The sequence below is a fragment of the Streptomyces enissocaesilis genome, from assembly GCF_039533765.1.
Classification (GTDB): Bacteria; Actinomycetota; Actinomycetes; order Streptomycetales; family Streptomycetaceae; genus Streptomyces; species Streptomyces enissocaesilis.
In genome coordinates this window covers 12,636-27,055 of sequence record NZ_BAAAUD010000048.1, presented here as the reverse complement: position 1 = coordinate 27,055, position 14,420 = coordinate 12,636, and the positions used below count along the sequence as shown (strand labels likewise).

The following is a 14,420-nucleotide window of genomic DNA, read 5'->3' as shown; positions in this document are numbered from 1 at the left end:
GGTCGGCGTCCCCGGCGAGCTCTACGCCGGCGGCACCGGCGTCGCCCGCGGCTACGTGGGCCGCCCCGACCTGACCGCCGAACGCTTCCTCCCCGACCCCTTCGGCCCCTCCGGTGCACGCCTCTACCGCACCGGCGACCTGGCCCGCACCCGCCCCGACGGCGCCGTGGAGTTCCTCGGCCGCCTCGACGACCAGGTGAAGATCCGTGGCTACCGCATCGAACCCGGCGAGATCCAGACGGTCGTGGCCGAACACCCCGCGGTGCGCGACGCGGTGGTCGTACCGCTGGAGTCGGCCACCGGTGACCTGCGCCTGGTCGCGTACTACGTGCCGGCCGACGGCGCCGAGGTGAGCGCGGCGGAGCTGGCCGCGCACTGCGCCACCCGCCTGCCCGACTACATGCTCCCCCAGGCCCACGTCCCGCTGGCCGAGATCCCCCTCAACGCCAACGGCAAGACCGACAAGCGCGCCCTGCCCGCGCCCGAGGAGGGCGAGCACGACAGCGGTTCCCCGTACGTCGCGCCGCGCACCATCACCGAGGCGCAGGTCGCCGCGATCTGGTGCCAGGTCCTCGGGCTGGAGCGCGTCGGCGTCGAGGACGGCTTCTTCGACCTCGGCGGGCACTCCATCCGCGCGGTCGCGCTGGTCGGCGCGTTGCGGTCGGCCGGCTTCGACGTCGGCGTACGGGAGGTCTTCGAGTACCGCACGGTCGCGGAGCTCAGCGAGTTCCTGACCGGCCGCCCGGCGCCCGCCGAGGCGGACCCGGCCGTCGCGCCCTTCGCGCTGCTCGCAGCCGAGGACCGGCAGCGGCTGCCCGAGGGCGTGGTCGACGCGTACCCGATGTCCCAGGTGCAGCTCGGCATGCTCGTCGAGATGCTGGCCGACGAGGAGAAGCGGGCCTACCTCAACGTCGCCTCGTTCCGCATCACGGACGGCGCCCCGTTCGACGGGGCCGCTCTGCGCGCCGCCCTGGACGTGGTCACCGGGCGGCACGAGATGCTGCGCACCTCCTTCCACCTCGACGCCTTCACCACCCCGCTCCAGCTGGTCGCGGCGACGGCCGAGATCCCGCTGACCGTCGAGGACCTGCGGGACGCGCCCGACCGCGAGCAGCGGATCCGGGACATCCTGGCGCAGGAGCGTTCCGTCCTCTTCGACCTGGCCACGGCGCCGCTCCTGCGGATGACCGCCCAGGTGGAGGACGAGGGCTCCTGGCGCCTGGTGGTGACGGTCTGCCACGCGATCACCGAGGGGTGGAGCCACCGGTCCCTGCTCATGGAGCTGCTCGACGTCTACCGCGCGCTGCGCGACGGCCTGGCCCCGGCCGCGTTCACCGCTCCCCCGGTGCGTTACGCGGACTTCGTCGCGGCGGAGCTCAGGTCGCTGGAGTCCACGGACGACCGGCAGTACTGGCAGGACGTCGTCGGCCGGTACGCGCCGTTCGCCCTGCCCCCCGTGTGGGAGGGCGACGCCTCGGCCCCCCGGGAGAAGTACCGGGTCGCGGTCCCCGTGCACGACCTGGAGCCGCGGTTGCGCGCCCTGGCCACCCAGGCCCAGGTCTCGTTCAAGAGCGTGCTGCTCGCCGCGCATCTGAAGGTGCTGAGCATGGTCACCGAGGAGGACTCCTTCTTCAGCGGCCTGGTGTGCAGCGCGCGGCCCGAGTCACCGGGCGCCGAGCGCGTCTACGGCATGTACCTGAACACGCTGCCCTTCGCCTTCGACCGGGCGGACGGCACCTGGAGCGACCTGGTGCGGCAGGTCTTCGCCAAGGAGGCGGAGGTCTGGGACCACCGGCGGTTCCCGATGCCCGTGATCCAGCGCGACGCGGGCTCCGGCCGGCTGCTCGACGTGCGGTTCAGCTACCAGGACTTCGACCACGTCGACACCAAGCTGGTCGACGCCGGAGCCAGCAGCGGCGAAGGCGGCACCGAGTTCGCCCTCGCGGTCTCGGCCGTCTCCGGCCACCTCCTGCTGACCACGCACACCCACGCCCTGGGCCGCGACCACGCCGACCGGCTCACCGGTCTGTACCGGCAGGTCCTGGAGGCGATGGCCGCCGACCCGCGGGGCAGCGCCGAGGCCACGTACCTGCCGGCCGGCGAACAGCGGTGGCTGCTGGCGCGGAACGAGACCGCGCGGGAGTTCCCCGAAGCGACCGTGCTCCAGCGCTTCGAGGAGCAGGCGGCGAAGACCCCCGGCGCCGCCGCGGTGCGCCACCGGGACGGCGAGGTCTCCTACGCGGAGCTCGACGCGCGGGCCGACCGGATCGCGCACCGGCTGCGCGCCATGGGGATCGGCGCGGAGAGCGCGGTCGGCGTGCTCCTGGACCGGGGCCCGGGGCTGATCGCCACGCTGCTCGGGGTGTGGAAGGCGGGCGGCGCTTACGTGCCGATCGACCCGTCGTACCCCGCCGAGCGCATCGCGAGCATGTGCGACAGCGCGGGAGCCGTCGCCGCGGTCACCCAGTCCTCGTACGCGGACGGCTTCCCCGCCCTCCCCCTGCTGCTGCTCGACCAGGAGCAGGGGCCGGACCGGGACCAGCACCAGGGCGAGACCGGCCGGGGCACGGCGCCCGCCCGGGTGGACGACCCCGACCGGCTGGCGTACGTCATCTTCACCTCCGGCTCCACCGGCCGGCCGAAGGGCGTCCAGATCCCGCACCGCGGCCTGGCCAACCACGTCGCCTGGGCGGCGGACGAACTGGCCGCGCAGGGCACGGGCGGCGCGCCGCTGTTCTCCTCGGTCGCCTTCGACCTGGTCGTCCCCAACCTGTGGGCGCCCCTGGTCACCGGCCAGTGCGTGCAGGTGGTGGCCCAGGACACGGCACCCGCCGACCTCTCCGCCGCACTGCTCGACGGCGGACCGTACAGCTTCATCAAGCTGACGCCCGGCCACCTGGACATCCTGACCGAGCAGCTCACCACCGAACAGGTGGACCGGCTCAGCGCGGTGTACGTGGTGGCGGGCGAGGCACTGCCCGGTGCCACCGCCAACCGTTCGCTGGAGGTCCTCGGCGCGGGCCGGATGATCAATGAGTACGGTCCCACGGAGGCTTCGGTCGGCAGCACCGTCCACCCGGTGGTGGACCACGTCGCCCTCGACCTGGTGCCGATCGGCCGCCCGCTGCCGAACATGACGGCGTACGTACTGGACGCCTCCATGCAACCGGTGCCGATGGGCGTGCTGGGCGAGCTGTACGTCGGTGGTACGGGTGTGGCGCGCGGTTACGCGGGCCGCCCGGACCTGACGGCCGAGCGGTTCGTGCCGGACCCGTACGGGCCCGCCGGGGCGCGGCTGTACCGCACCGGCGACCGGGCGCGGATGCTCCCCGACGGGAACGTGGAGTTCCTCGGCCGTCTCGACGACCAGGTGAAGATCCGCGGCTACCGGATCGAGCTGGGCGAGGTGCAGGCGGTGGTCTCCGGCCACCCGGCCGTGCGCGACGCTGTGGTCACCGTCCACGAGCCCACCCCGGGCGACAAACGGCTGGTGGCGTACTGCGTGCCGGCCGCCGGCCAGGAGCTGCCGAGCGCGTCGGTGCTGGCCGACGACTGTGCGCGGCGTCTGCCGGAGTACATGGTGCCGTCGGCCTTCGTGGCGCTGGAGAGCATCCCGCTCAACGCCAACGGCAAGGTCGACCGCCGGGCCCTGGCGGCTCCGGACCGCTCCTCGATGCGTTCCGACGACGCCTACGTGGCGCCCAGGACCGGGACGGAGCGGCTGCTCGCCAAGATCTGGTCCGAGGTCCTCGGCGTCGACCAGATCGGTGTGCACGACCGGTTCTTCGACCTCGGCGGACACTCGATCCTGATGATCCAGGTGCTGGCGGCGGCGCGGCGGGAGGGACTCGCCGTCTCGGTCTGGCGCATGTACCAGCACGGGACGCTGATCGACCTCGCCGCGGCGATCGACGAGGACACGGAGGCGGCCCGCCGTGCGGCGGAGCCGGAACCGGCCGCCACCGCCACCGCCACCGAGGAGGTGAAGCCGGCCGGTGTGGAGATGCCGACCGAGCTGCTCGCCTCGCTGCTGGAGCAGGCCGCGGGCGGCGACCGCAGCCGCCTGGAGAAGGGCCCGCTGGCCGAGGTCGCGGCGCTCCTGGAGCGGGCCCGCGCGGCCGCCGCCGCGGCCGCCGCGGCAACTGCCACGGCCCCGGCCCCGGCCGTCGCTCCGGCGGCGTTCCCGCTGGACGACCTGCGGCGCCTCATGGCCGAGCACCAGGTGCCCGGCGTGAGCATCGCGGTGCTGGGCGCCGACGGGTCGGTCGAACTGCACGGGGCGGGGGTGCTGTCCGTGGGCGGCAGCGAACCGGTCACCCCGCAGACACTGTTCCAGGTCGGTTCGATCAGCAAGCACGTCACGGCGCTGGCGACCCTGCGCCTGGTGGCGGAGGGCCGTATCGCCCTCGACGACCCGATCGGCCGGCACCTGACCTCCTGGCGCCTGCCCGGCCTGGCGTCCGCGCCGGGAGAGGTGACGATCCGTCACCTGCTCGGGCACACCGCCGGTCTGGCCCGGCACCGCAGCGTCGGGTTCCGGCCCGGCGAGGAGGTGCCCACGCTGCGGGACCTGCTGGAGGGCACGGGCCCGGTCAGCACCCCGCGGGTGCAGCGGCAGCTGGTCCCGGGTTCGACGTTCCGCAAGAGCAGCACCCACTACTGGGTCCTCCAGCAGCTGCTGGAGGACGTCACCGGGGAGTCCTTCCAGGAGCTGATGGACCGGCTCGTGTTCGCACCGCTGGGCATGACGGGCAGCAGCTTCGACCAGTCGTTCCCCCGCACGGCCGGGCGCCCGGTGGCGCTCGGGCACCACACGAAGGGCGTCCCCCTCGACGGCGGCTGGCGCAACCGCGCCCACCTCGCCGCCGCGGGACTGTGGACGACGGCGCGGGACGTCGCCGAGGTCGCGCGCCAGATGCGCCTCTCGCTGCTGGGCCGGCCCGGCGCACTGCTGCCGGCCGATGTCGCCGGGGAACTGCTCGTCGGGCACCCCGGCAGCTTCTACGGCCTCGGCACCATCGTCGACGACACGGGTGACGACGCGGAGTTCGGGCACGGCGGCGAACCCGCCGGTTACTGGAACCTCTCGCTCAGCCACCTCAGCAGCGGTGTCGGCCTGGTCGCCCTGACCAACGCCGACAGCGGCAAGGGCGTCGTCAAGCATCTGACCGCGACCCTCAGCCGACGCGAACAGTCCTTCGGCCGGGGCACGTTGATGGCCGACTGGGCGGCGGCGGGCACCGGCGACCAGGCCCCGGCCGGCCATCCGCTGCTGAGCGCGGTGGTGACCGACGAGGACCGCGCGTGACCCCGGGCCACGCAACCGAACCGAACCGAACCGATCCGGAGGACACCGTGCAGCACTCCCCCGTACGCCACCTGATATCGATCGACGACCTGACCGACGACGACCTGCGCTCCATCGTCTCCGACGGCGTCACCTTCGCCTCGGAGGGAGCCCCCGGCGTGAAGCCCCTGCGGGACGCGGTGGTGGGCGTCTACTTCAGCAAGACGTCCACCCGTACCCGTACGGCCTTCTCCAGCGGGTCGCTGCGGCTCGGCGCCTCGCTGCTCACCTACGGCCCCGGGGACCTCCAGCTCAACACCGGGGAGACCAGCGAGGACACCGGCGCCGTGCTGTCCCGGATGCTCGACGTGCTCGTCGCCCGCACCGCGGGCGACCCGCGGGAGATGCGGGCGTGGGCCCGGCAGGACCGGATGTCCGTCATCAACGCGATGAGCGCCGACGAACACCCCACCCAGGCGCTCACCGACCTCACCACACTGCAGATGAGGTTCGGCCGCCTCACCGGGCTGCACGTCCTGTACGTCGGCGAGGGCAACAACTCGGCCTCCGCGCTGGCGCTCGCGCTCAGCCGGTTCGAGGGCACCGAGCTGGAGCTGCGCACCCCGGCCGGTTACGGGCTCGCCCCGGACGTGCTCGCGCGGGCCGGGGCGAACGCGGTCCGGTCGGGCGCGACCGTACGGGAACGCCACGACATGGCGGACCTGCCGGGCGGCTTCGACGCCATCTACACCACGCGCTGGCAGACCACGGGAACGGCGAAGGCCGACCCCGGCTGGCGCGCGGGCTTCGCCCCCTTCCAGGTGACCGAGGCGCTCTGGGACGCCAGTCCCAAGGCGGTGTTCATGCACGACCTGCCCGCGCACCGCGGCGACGAGGTCACCGGGGAGGTGCTCGACGGACCGCGGAGCATCGCCTTCGAGCAGGCCGAGAACAAGATGCACAGCGCGATGGCGGTGCTGAAGTGGTGCCGCGCGGGAGCCTCCCCGGACGCCGCGCACGCCGGATGAGCGTCACCGGCGAAGCGGCCGCGGCGCCGGCGGCCGCGGCGGAGCCCACCCCGGTTCCGCTGCGCCGCAACCGCGACTTCCTGCTGCTGTGGAGCGGCGCGGGCCTCACCCTGCTGGGCACCCGCGCCGGTTCCGTGGCCTACCCGCTGCTGCTGATCTGGTCCACCGGGTCGGCGACGGCGGCGGCCGTGGCCGGTTTCGCCGCGCAACTGCCGCAGCTGCTGATCCAGTTGCCGGCGGGCGCGCTGGTCGACCGCTGGAACCGCAAACGGATGATGATCATGTGCAGTGCGGGATGCGCCCTCAGCGCGTCCGGCGTGGTCGTCGCCGTGGCCTGCGGGCGGGTGTGGCTGCCTCACCTGGCGGCCGCCGCCTTCGTCGAGGGCGCCCTCATGGTCTGCTACCGGCTGGCCGAGCGGGCCGGCGTACGCCATGTGGTGCCGACGTCGCAGCTGAGCGCGGCGCTCGCCGGGAACGAGGCGCGGGGACGGGCCGCCGGCATCATCGGGCAGCCCGTCGGAAGCGCCGCGTTCGCGGTGGCCCGATGGTCGCCGTTCCTGCTGGCGGCGGTGGCGCACCTGCTCTCGCTGGCCGCCGTCCTGCTCATCAGGAAGCCGTTCCAGCAGGCACCGGCGGCCACCGGGCGGCGCAGGATCGGCCCCGAGATCGCCGAGGGGGTGCGCTGGCTCTGGCGGCGCCGGTTCCTGTGGAGGGTCACGCTGCTGATCTCCGGCAGCAACGTGGTCTTCCAGGCGCTGGCCCTGCTGCCCGCCTTCGTACTGTACGAGGACGGGCTCTCGGCCGGGACCGTCGGCGTGATCGCCGCCATCAGCGGCGTGGGCGGTACCTGCGGAGCGCTCGGCGGCGGCTGGACCCTGCGCCGGTTCGGTCTGCCGGCGCTGGTCCGCGCGGCCCTGGCCGCCTGGGCCCTGCTGGTGCCGGCGCTGGCGCTGACCAGGTCCCCCGTCGCCCTGGGCGCGCTGTTCGCCGGAATGAGCTTCGTCGGCGGCGTGGTGAACGTCGCCGGCGGGATCCACCAGGTGCAGATCACCCCCGACGCGCTCCAGGGGCGGGTCAGCAGCGTGCTCCAGCTGTTCGGTTCGGGAGCGAACTCGCTGGGCGTACTGGCCGGCGGGCTGCTCCTCGACGCGGTGGGCGCGGCGGCCACCGCCGGGGCCCTCGGCGCGGCGATGGCCCTGCTGGCCCTCACCGCCGCCTTCTCCGGACTCTCCCGCCTGTACCGCCTTTCCGACCATTCATCCGATCCACTCGATCCACTCCATGAACGAGGAGAAACCACATGAACGCGTCCGACAGCTGGGCTCCACTGGTCATCACTCCGCAGAGCGCCGGTGTGGAGGCATCGAGCGCGGGGCTGCTCGAGGTGGTGAGCGACACCGAGACCGTCGACGGGCAGCTCGTCAAGGAGAAGGCCCTGATCTTCCGCGGCTTCGGCGTCACCGAGGAGGAACTCGAAGCGGTCATGGACGAGCTGCTGCCCAACCGGCTCGCCTACGTGCACGGCAACTCGCCCCGCACGAAGGTCGGCAAGAACGTCTACACCTCCACGGAGTACCCGCAGGAGTTCACCATCTCGATGCACAACGAGATGTCCTACGCCCACCAGTGGCCGGCCCGGCTGCTGTTCTTCTGCCAGAAGGCCGCCGAGACCGGCGGCGCGACCCCGGTGACCGACTCCGCCCTGTGGCTGGAGTCCCTCGACCCCGAGGTCCGCGAGGCCTTCCGGGGCGGCGTCTGCTACCAGCAGAACCTCCACGACGGCTACGGGCTCGGCAAGAGCTGGCAGGACACCTTCGAGACCGACGACCGCGCCGAGGTCGAGGCCTTCCTGGAGAACACCGGCGCGGCCTGGGAGTGGCGTCCCGACGGCTCCCTGCGCGTGCGCCAGGTCCGTCCCGCCACCGCGGTCCACCCGGTGACCGGCACGGAGGTCTGGTTCAACCAGTCCGACCAGTGGCACCCGGCGGGCCTGGGCGACGACACCGCCGCCGCCCTCGCGCAGATCCTCCCGGCCGACGAGCTGCCCCAGTCGGTGACCTTCGCCGACGGCACGCCGATACCCGACGCGTACGTCATCCAGGTCCGCGACCGGGGCCTCGAAGCGGCACAGGACTGCGACTGGCGCACCGGGGACCTGATGCTCATCGACAACATGCTCGTGTCGCACGGCCGCCGCCCCTTCACGGGTGCGCGCCGCGTGCTCGTGGCGATGTCCGACTGAGGCCCGGTGAACACCACCACCGGGCGGGAGTACGGCGCACTGCGGGACAGCGGCGGCGTCCACGTCTGGCAGGGCACGACCGACGGGCCGCCGCCGGTCGCCGGCCTCCAGCTGCTCTCCGCCGCGGAGCGCGCGGTGATGCGCCGCCGGCCGCGGGCCGACGGCCTGCGGTACGCGGGCGCGCACATCGCCGTACGCCGGGTCCTGTCCCGGTACCTGGGAGTGGCGCCGGCCGGGATCCGGTTCGGCACCGAGCCCTGTCCCTGGTGCGCGGACCCCGACCACGGCAGACCCGTCGTGGTCGGGCCGCCCACCGCGCTCGATTTCAACCTCTCCCACGCGGGGCCGCACTGGGTCCTCGCGGTGACCACCGCGGGCCAGGTCGGCGTCGACGTGGAGGACGGACGATCGGGGAGCCCGGCCGGCGCCGCCTCCCTGGTCATGTCCGAGTCCGAACTGACCCATCTGAACAGCCTCGTGGACGACGGCGCACGGCAGGCCGCCTTCCTCCGGTGCTGGACCCGCAAGGAGGCAGTGGTGAAGGCGATCGGAACCGGCATCACGGCGGACCTCAAAGCCCTGGAGGTCCGGCCCGAACAGGCGGGCCCCCTCGTCGTGCGGGGCAGCGAACCGGCGGGCGCCGACGACTGGCTGGTCCAGGACCTGCCCAGCGGGCGCGGCCTCTTCGTGGCGCTCGCCCGGCCCGCCGGCAGCACCGGCCCCGTAGTGCTGCGCGATCCGCGCAGCCCGGAGCGCCCGGTCCCGCTGCCGGGCGCCCACTCCATCCTCGAACCCTTCCGCTCCTGAAGGAGCCGACGCATCATGACGACCCAATCGATCACTGTGCCCACCACGGCCGGCCCGGCCGGATACCTGCCCCGCGTGTACGAGGCCCCCGGCCCCGGCCACGAGGTCGGCGAGTTCATCGCCCGCAACCGGCCGGAGATCCGCGCCGCCCTGACCGAGCGGGGAGCCGTGCTCCTGCGCGGCTTCCAGGTCGACGGGGTGGACGGCTTCAACGGCTCGGTGCACGCCCTGTCCGGGATGCCGCCCCTGACGTACGCGGAGCGCTCGTCCCCGCGGAGCACCATCAAGGGGCAGGTCTACACCTCGACCGACTACCCGGCGGACGAGGAGATCTTCCTGCACAACGAGAACTCCTACCAGGCGGTCTGGCCCCACACGCTGTACTTCTTCTGCATCGAGCCGGCCCACACCCTGGGGGCCACGCCCCTCGCGGACATCCGCCGGGTGTACGCGGCCCTCGACCCCGACGTACGGGAGGAGTTCACCCGGCGCCGCTGGCGCGTGGTGCGCAACTTCCACCAGGACTTCGGGGTCCCGTGGCAGCAGGCCTTCAACACCGACGACCGGGACGCGGTCGCCGCGTACTGCCGGGACAAGGGCATCGGTGTGGAGTGGACCGAGGGCGGTCTGCGGACCACCGCGGTCCGGGACGCCGTCCACCGGCACCCGGTGACGGGCGAGCCGGTGTGGTTCAACCACATCACGTTCTTCCACGTCAGCACGCTCGGCGCCGACGTCAGGGAGGGGCTGGAGGAGATCTTCGCGCCCGAGGACCTGCCGACCAACTCCTACTACGGGGACGGGGCGCCGATCCCCGACGACGTGGTGGCGCACCTGCGCCAGTGCTACCGGGACGCCAGCACCCGTTTCGACTGGGAGCGGCACGACATCCTGGTGGTCGACAACATGCTCGCCGCGCACGCCCGGGAGCCGTTCACCGGACCGCGCAAAATCGCGGTGGCGATGGCCGAGCCGTCCGCGGGCTGAACGGCGAAGAGCACGAACGAGTCCGCCGCCGCACCGGAAGGTGCGGCGGCGGACTCGTTCGGTGTGCCGGTCAGCGGTGGCCGGCCAGGCCCGCCCACGGCTTCGAGGCGCACGAACAGCGCCCGCTCCGCCACCCGTGCGGGCGACCGATCGGCCTGATGTCCCGCGGCCGCCTGCTGTGGTAGACGAACGCCGGGGGTACGTTGCCCCACACCGTGCGGCCCGCCACCACCTCCTCGAAGCTCACACCGAGCATCCGGCGGAACCGCCGGGCCGGCGCGAGCCGCATCGCGTGCACGTACCCGAAGGTCGTGAACGCCCCGTCCGCCGGGAGCACGTCCCGGACGGCGCAGAGGGTCTCGTGCTGCACGTCCGCCGGGAGGGAGACCCACGGCAGGCCGCCGATGACGACGTCCGCCGCCGCGTGACCGCGCTCGGCGAGCAGCCGGGGCAGCCGGGCCGCCTCGGCGGTCACCACCTCGACCCGGGGGAAGCGCCGGCTCAGGGCGGAGGCCAGCCGCGGATTGATCTCGACCGCCACGTGGTGACCACGACCGCCCAGCAGCTCCTGGATCATTCCGGTGAAGGCCCCTGTCCCCGGGCCGAGTTCGACGACCACGGGGTCGCCCGCCTCGGGCACGGGCGCGGCCACCGCCGCGGCGAGTCTGCGCGAACTCGGCGCCACCGCACCGATCTGCAGGGGTGACCGCAGAAACTCATGGAGCATCACACCGGTATCGCTCGTCAACGCGCTCTGCCTCTCGAAATCGTGTACTGATGGCCGTCGCCGGTCCTGCCGGTTCCCGGACTACTCCCGCATGCCGGCCAGTTCGACCGGCCGGGTGCGCAGCGCGAGCGACGCGGGCACTACGGCGGACACGGTGGCCAGTACGGCGCTGGCCGCGACCACGGCGCCGATGGTCCCCCAGGGCACGACGACCGCCGACCAGACGTCGAGCAGCCCCAGCGCGCCCCACACACCGAGCAGGTTCAGTACGGACACGGCGCCGCCGATCACGGCGCCCACCGCCACCACCACCAGCGCCTCCACCGCGACCAGCCGCAGGACCTGCGGTGTGGTCGCCCCGGTGAGGCGGAGCACCGCGAGGTCGCGCACCCGGTCGGAGGTGGCCATCACCAGGGTGTTGGCGAGGGCGATCCCGGTGTAGACGAGGGCGATCCCCAGGATCATCAGCAGGCCCAGGCGGGTGTTCTCGCTGGAGCGCGGGTAGTGCTCCGCCACCCACTCGCCCTTCGTCAGCACCTCGGTGCCGCTCGCCCGGCCCGCCCCGCGCAGCTCCGCCGCGACGGCCGAGCGGTCGGCGCCCTCCTCGACCTTGACGTCGACCCGGTCGACGCCGGCGCCGGCGGCGTTGCGCGGCGTCAGGTACACACCGTTGCTGCCGGTGCCGGTGCCGAGTACCGCGGCCACCCTGAGCGAGACCTTGCGGCCGTCGCCCAGCCAGACACCGACCTGCTGTCCGACGGTACTGACCAGCCACTCCTCGTTGACGATGATGCTCCTGTCGTCGAGGTCGGTGATCTTTCCCGCCACCACGGGCAGGCTGGACACGGCGGCCAGGTCGGCCGGGTCCACCGCCCTGGCCTCGGACCTGATCAGCGCCGTGCCCTCCTCGAGGACCGTCACCCCGGTGGAGCGCGACGCGCTGACCGCGGCGCCCGGGATGTGCCGGGCCCGTTCCACGAACTCCGGGGAGAGGGCCCGGCCCTCGCCGGCCGGGGAGACCACGAAGTCGGCGGCCGTCTGGTTCCCCGCCTCGGTGGCCTTGGCCTCGTTGATGGTGGCCACCGTCCCCATCAGGGAGGCGGCCAGCGCGACGGTGATGATGACGGGGGCGGCCACGGCGGCGGTCCTGCGCACCCCGGCGGCCGCGTTCTCCCTGGCCAGTACGCCGGTGGCACCGGGCAGCCGGGCCGGCAGCCAGGTCATGAGCCGGGTCAGCGGCCGCACCAGGACCGGTGCGAGCAGGGCGAACCCGACGATCAGCAGCATCGGCTGGGTGATGTACGTCTTGCGCTTGAGGACGTCCCCGGGATCGGAGACGAGCGCCATGACGAGCAGCCCGACCCCGGTCAGCAGTACGGCCCCGCCCGTCAGCCACCGGCTCAGCGGCATCGCCCGGCTGTCGACGGCCGATTCGCGCAGCGCCTCGGTCGGCCCGACCTTCCCGGCCCGGTAGGAGGAGACCAGTACACCGGCCATGGCCACGACCAGTCCGGTCCAGAAGGCCGTGTGCAGCGGCCAGGTCTGGTCGCCGATGGCGAACCAGTGCGGTGCGATCCTCACGTCGACCATCCAGGCGGCGAGCCGGGGCGCTCCGGCGGCGCCCAGCCAGCAGCCCGCGGCCGAGGCCAGCACGCCGATGACGACGGCTTCGGCGTACACCATCCGCCGTACCTGGTGGGGCGTGGCGCCCGCCGTGCGGAGCAGGCCGAACTCGCGCCTGCGCTGGGCCACGGCGAAGGAGAAGGTCGAGGCCACCACGAAGACGGAGACGAAGCCGGTGATGGCGGCGGCCGTGCCCAGCAGCGCGTTGACCGAGACCAGGGCCTCGGCGTCGCGGTCCGGGTCGGGATCGGCCCTGCGCCGGTCGTCGCCCGTGAGGACCACCATGCCGGTGCTCCCGCCGACCACCGCCGCGACCGCCTCCGCGTCCGCGTGCACCACGACGGCGTCGATGGGCGGGGAGATGCCGGCGGCCTCGGCGCCGGTGAAGAACACCGCGGTCTCGAAGCCCGCGGGCCGCACGGTGCCGACCACGGTCCTGGTGCCGGTGCCCGCGGGGGTGGAGACCTCGATCCGGTCGCCCGTACGCACATCGGCGCCGGGACCCGCCGTGACGACCACCTCGCCGGGCGCTGAGGGGGCGCGCCCGCCGGAGAGCCGGTAGGGAGTGGCATCCGCGACCGGCCACGGGTGGCCGACGACCGCCCCGCCGTCGGCGGCCAGGTCCACGCCCCCGACGTCCACCGGGAAGGTCCGGTCCTCGACCGTACGGCCGAGCGGGGCGAGTTCGGCGGCCAGCTTCGCGGGCACCGCCCGGGGGTTGTCGAGGGGCTGTGTCCGGATGCCGATCGGTGTGTCGATCCGGAGCCGGTCCGACGCCTGGACCACCACGGGGGCCGCGGCGAACCGCTCGGGTCCCCGGTCGGGGGCGCTGAACGTGGCCGCGAGCGCGAGTCCGGTGGTCGCGATGAGCCCCACGCCCAGGGCCAGGGCGACGAAGGAGCCGACGAAGGTGACCCAGCGGGTCCGCATGCCGCGCAGCGCGAGACTCAGCACGGGACCGCCGCCAGCTTCGTCATGCGCGCGGCGACCTGCTCGGCGGCCGGGGAGTACAGCTCGTCCTGCACCCGGCCGTCGGCCAGGAACAGCACCCGGTCGGCGTAGGAGGCGGCGACCGGGTCGTGCGTCACCATGATCACCGTCTGGCCGCCGTCGACCATCGAGCGGAGCATGGACAGCACCTCCCGGCTGGTGGTGGAGTCCAGCGCACCGGTCGGCTCGTCGCCGAAGAGCACCTCCGGGCGGGTGACCAGGGCGCGGGCCAGCGCCACGCGCTGCTGCTGGCCGCCGGACATCTCGCTGGGCCGGTGCCCGGCGCGCTCGCGCAGTCCCACCCGCTCCAGCACCTCCAGTACCTGGGCCCGCTTGGGCCGGCGCCCGGCCAGCCGCAGCGGGAGCGCCACGTTCTGCTCCGCGGTGAGCGAGGGGAGCAGGTTGAAGGCCTGGAAGACGAAACCGATCCGCTTGCGGCGCAGCAGCGTCAGCTTGGTCTCGCTGAGCCGGGTCAGATCGGTGTCGCCCAGGAACACCTGGCCGCCGGTCGGCCGGTCCAGACCCGCGGTGCACTGGAGGAGAGTCGACTTGCCGGAGCCCGAGGGCCCCATGACGGCGGTGAAGGTGCCCTGGGGAATGTCCAGACTGACCCGGTCCAGCGCGGTCACCGCGCTGGCGTCCTTGCCGTAGGACCGGGTGACCGAACGGAGCCGGACGGCTGCTTGATTCATGGTGTCCACTCAATAGGGCCCGCGCTTCCGACACATC

9 protein-coding genes are annotated in these 14,420 nt (G+C 73.5%); 6 read left to right on the top strand and 3 right to left on the bottom strand.

Going from position 1 to position 14,420, the window contains the following annotated elements:
• The 6 genes from ABD374_RS24820 to ABD374_RS24795 all read left to right on the top strand — a co-directional run.
• A partial coding sequence (locus ABD374_RS24820; RefSeq protein WP_344497826.1) for a non-ribosomal peptide synthetase occupies nt 1–5,308 on the top strand: 5,308 nt, incomplete at its 5' end.
• A 47-nt stretch (nt 5,309–5,355) separates the two neighbouring features.
• Nucleotides 5,356–6,315 (top strand): ornithine carbamoyltransferase, encoded by a 960-nt coding sequence (locus ABD374_RS24815; protein WP_344497825.1) that lies wholly within the window; start codon nt 5,356–5,358, stop codon nt 6,313–6,315.
• A complete protein-coding gene (locus ABD374_RS24810) occupies nt 6,312–7,619 on the top strand; it encodes an MFS transporter (protein WP_344497824.1) in 1,308 nt (435 codons plus the stop codon). The genes ABD374_RS24815 and ABD374_RS24810 overlap by 4 nt, the downstream gene beginning before the upstream one ends.
• On the top strand, nt 7,616–8,557 hold the full coding sequence (locus tag ABD374_RS24805; protein WP_344497823.1) for a TauD/TfdA family dioxygenase: 942 nt from the start codon (nt 7,616–7,618) through the stop codon (nt 8,555–8,557). The genes ABD374_RS24810 and ABD374_RS24805 overlap by 4 nt, the downstream gene beginning before the upstream one ends.
• Nucleotides 8,558–8,563: 6 nt before the next feature.
• A complete protein-coding gene (locus ABD374_RS24800) occupies nt 8,564–9,364 on the top strand; it encodes a 4'-phosphopantetheinyl transferase family protein (protein ID WP_344497822.1) in 801 nt (266 codons plus the stop codon).
• A gap of 15 nt (nt 9,365–9,379) precedes the next feature.
• The gene (locus ABD374_RS24795) at nt 9,380–10,351 is read left to right on the top strand and encodes a TauD/TfdA family dioxygenase (RefSeq protein WP_344497821.1); all 972 of its coding nucleotides are present in this window, start codon (nt 9,380–9,382) and stop codon (nt 10,349–10,351) included.
• A 70-nt stretch (nt 10,352–10,421) separates the two neighbouring features.
• On the opposite strand, the gene ABD374_RS24790 is transcribed toward ABD374_RS24795, so the two are convergent.
• The 3 genes from ABD374_RS24790 to ABD374_RS24780 form a co-directional block, all read right to left on the bottom strand.
• Nucleotides 10,422–11,078 carry a class I SAM-dependent methyltransferase gene (locus tag ABD374_RS24790; protein ID WP_344497820.1) on the bottom strand — a complete coding sequence of 219 codons (657 nt, stop codon included), beginning with the start codon at nt 11,076–11,078 and terminating at the stop codon, nt 10,422–10,424.
• A gap of 81 nt (nt 11,079–11,159) precedes the next feature.
• Entirely contained in the window at nt 11,160–13,655 is a 2,496-nt protein-coding gene (locus ABD374_RS24785; RefSeq protein ID WP_344497819.1) for an FtsX-like permease family protein, read from the bottom strand.
• Nucleotides 13,649–14,383, bottom strand: a complete 735-nt coding sequence (locus tag ABD374_RS24780) for an ABC transporter ATP-binding protein (protein WP_344497818.1) — start codon at nt 14,381–14,383, stop codon at nt 13,649–13,651. Before ABD374_RS24780 ends, ABD374_RS24785 begins: the two co-directional genes overlap by 7 nt.
• Nucleotides 14,384–14,420 lie beyond the last annotated feature (37 nt).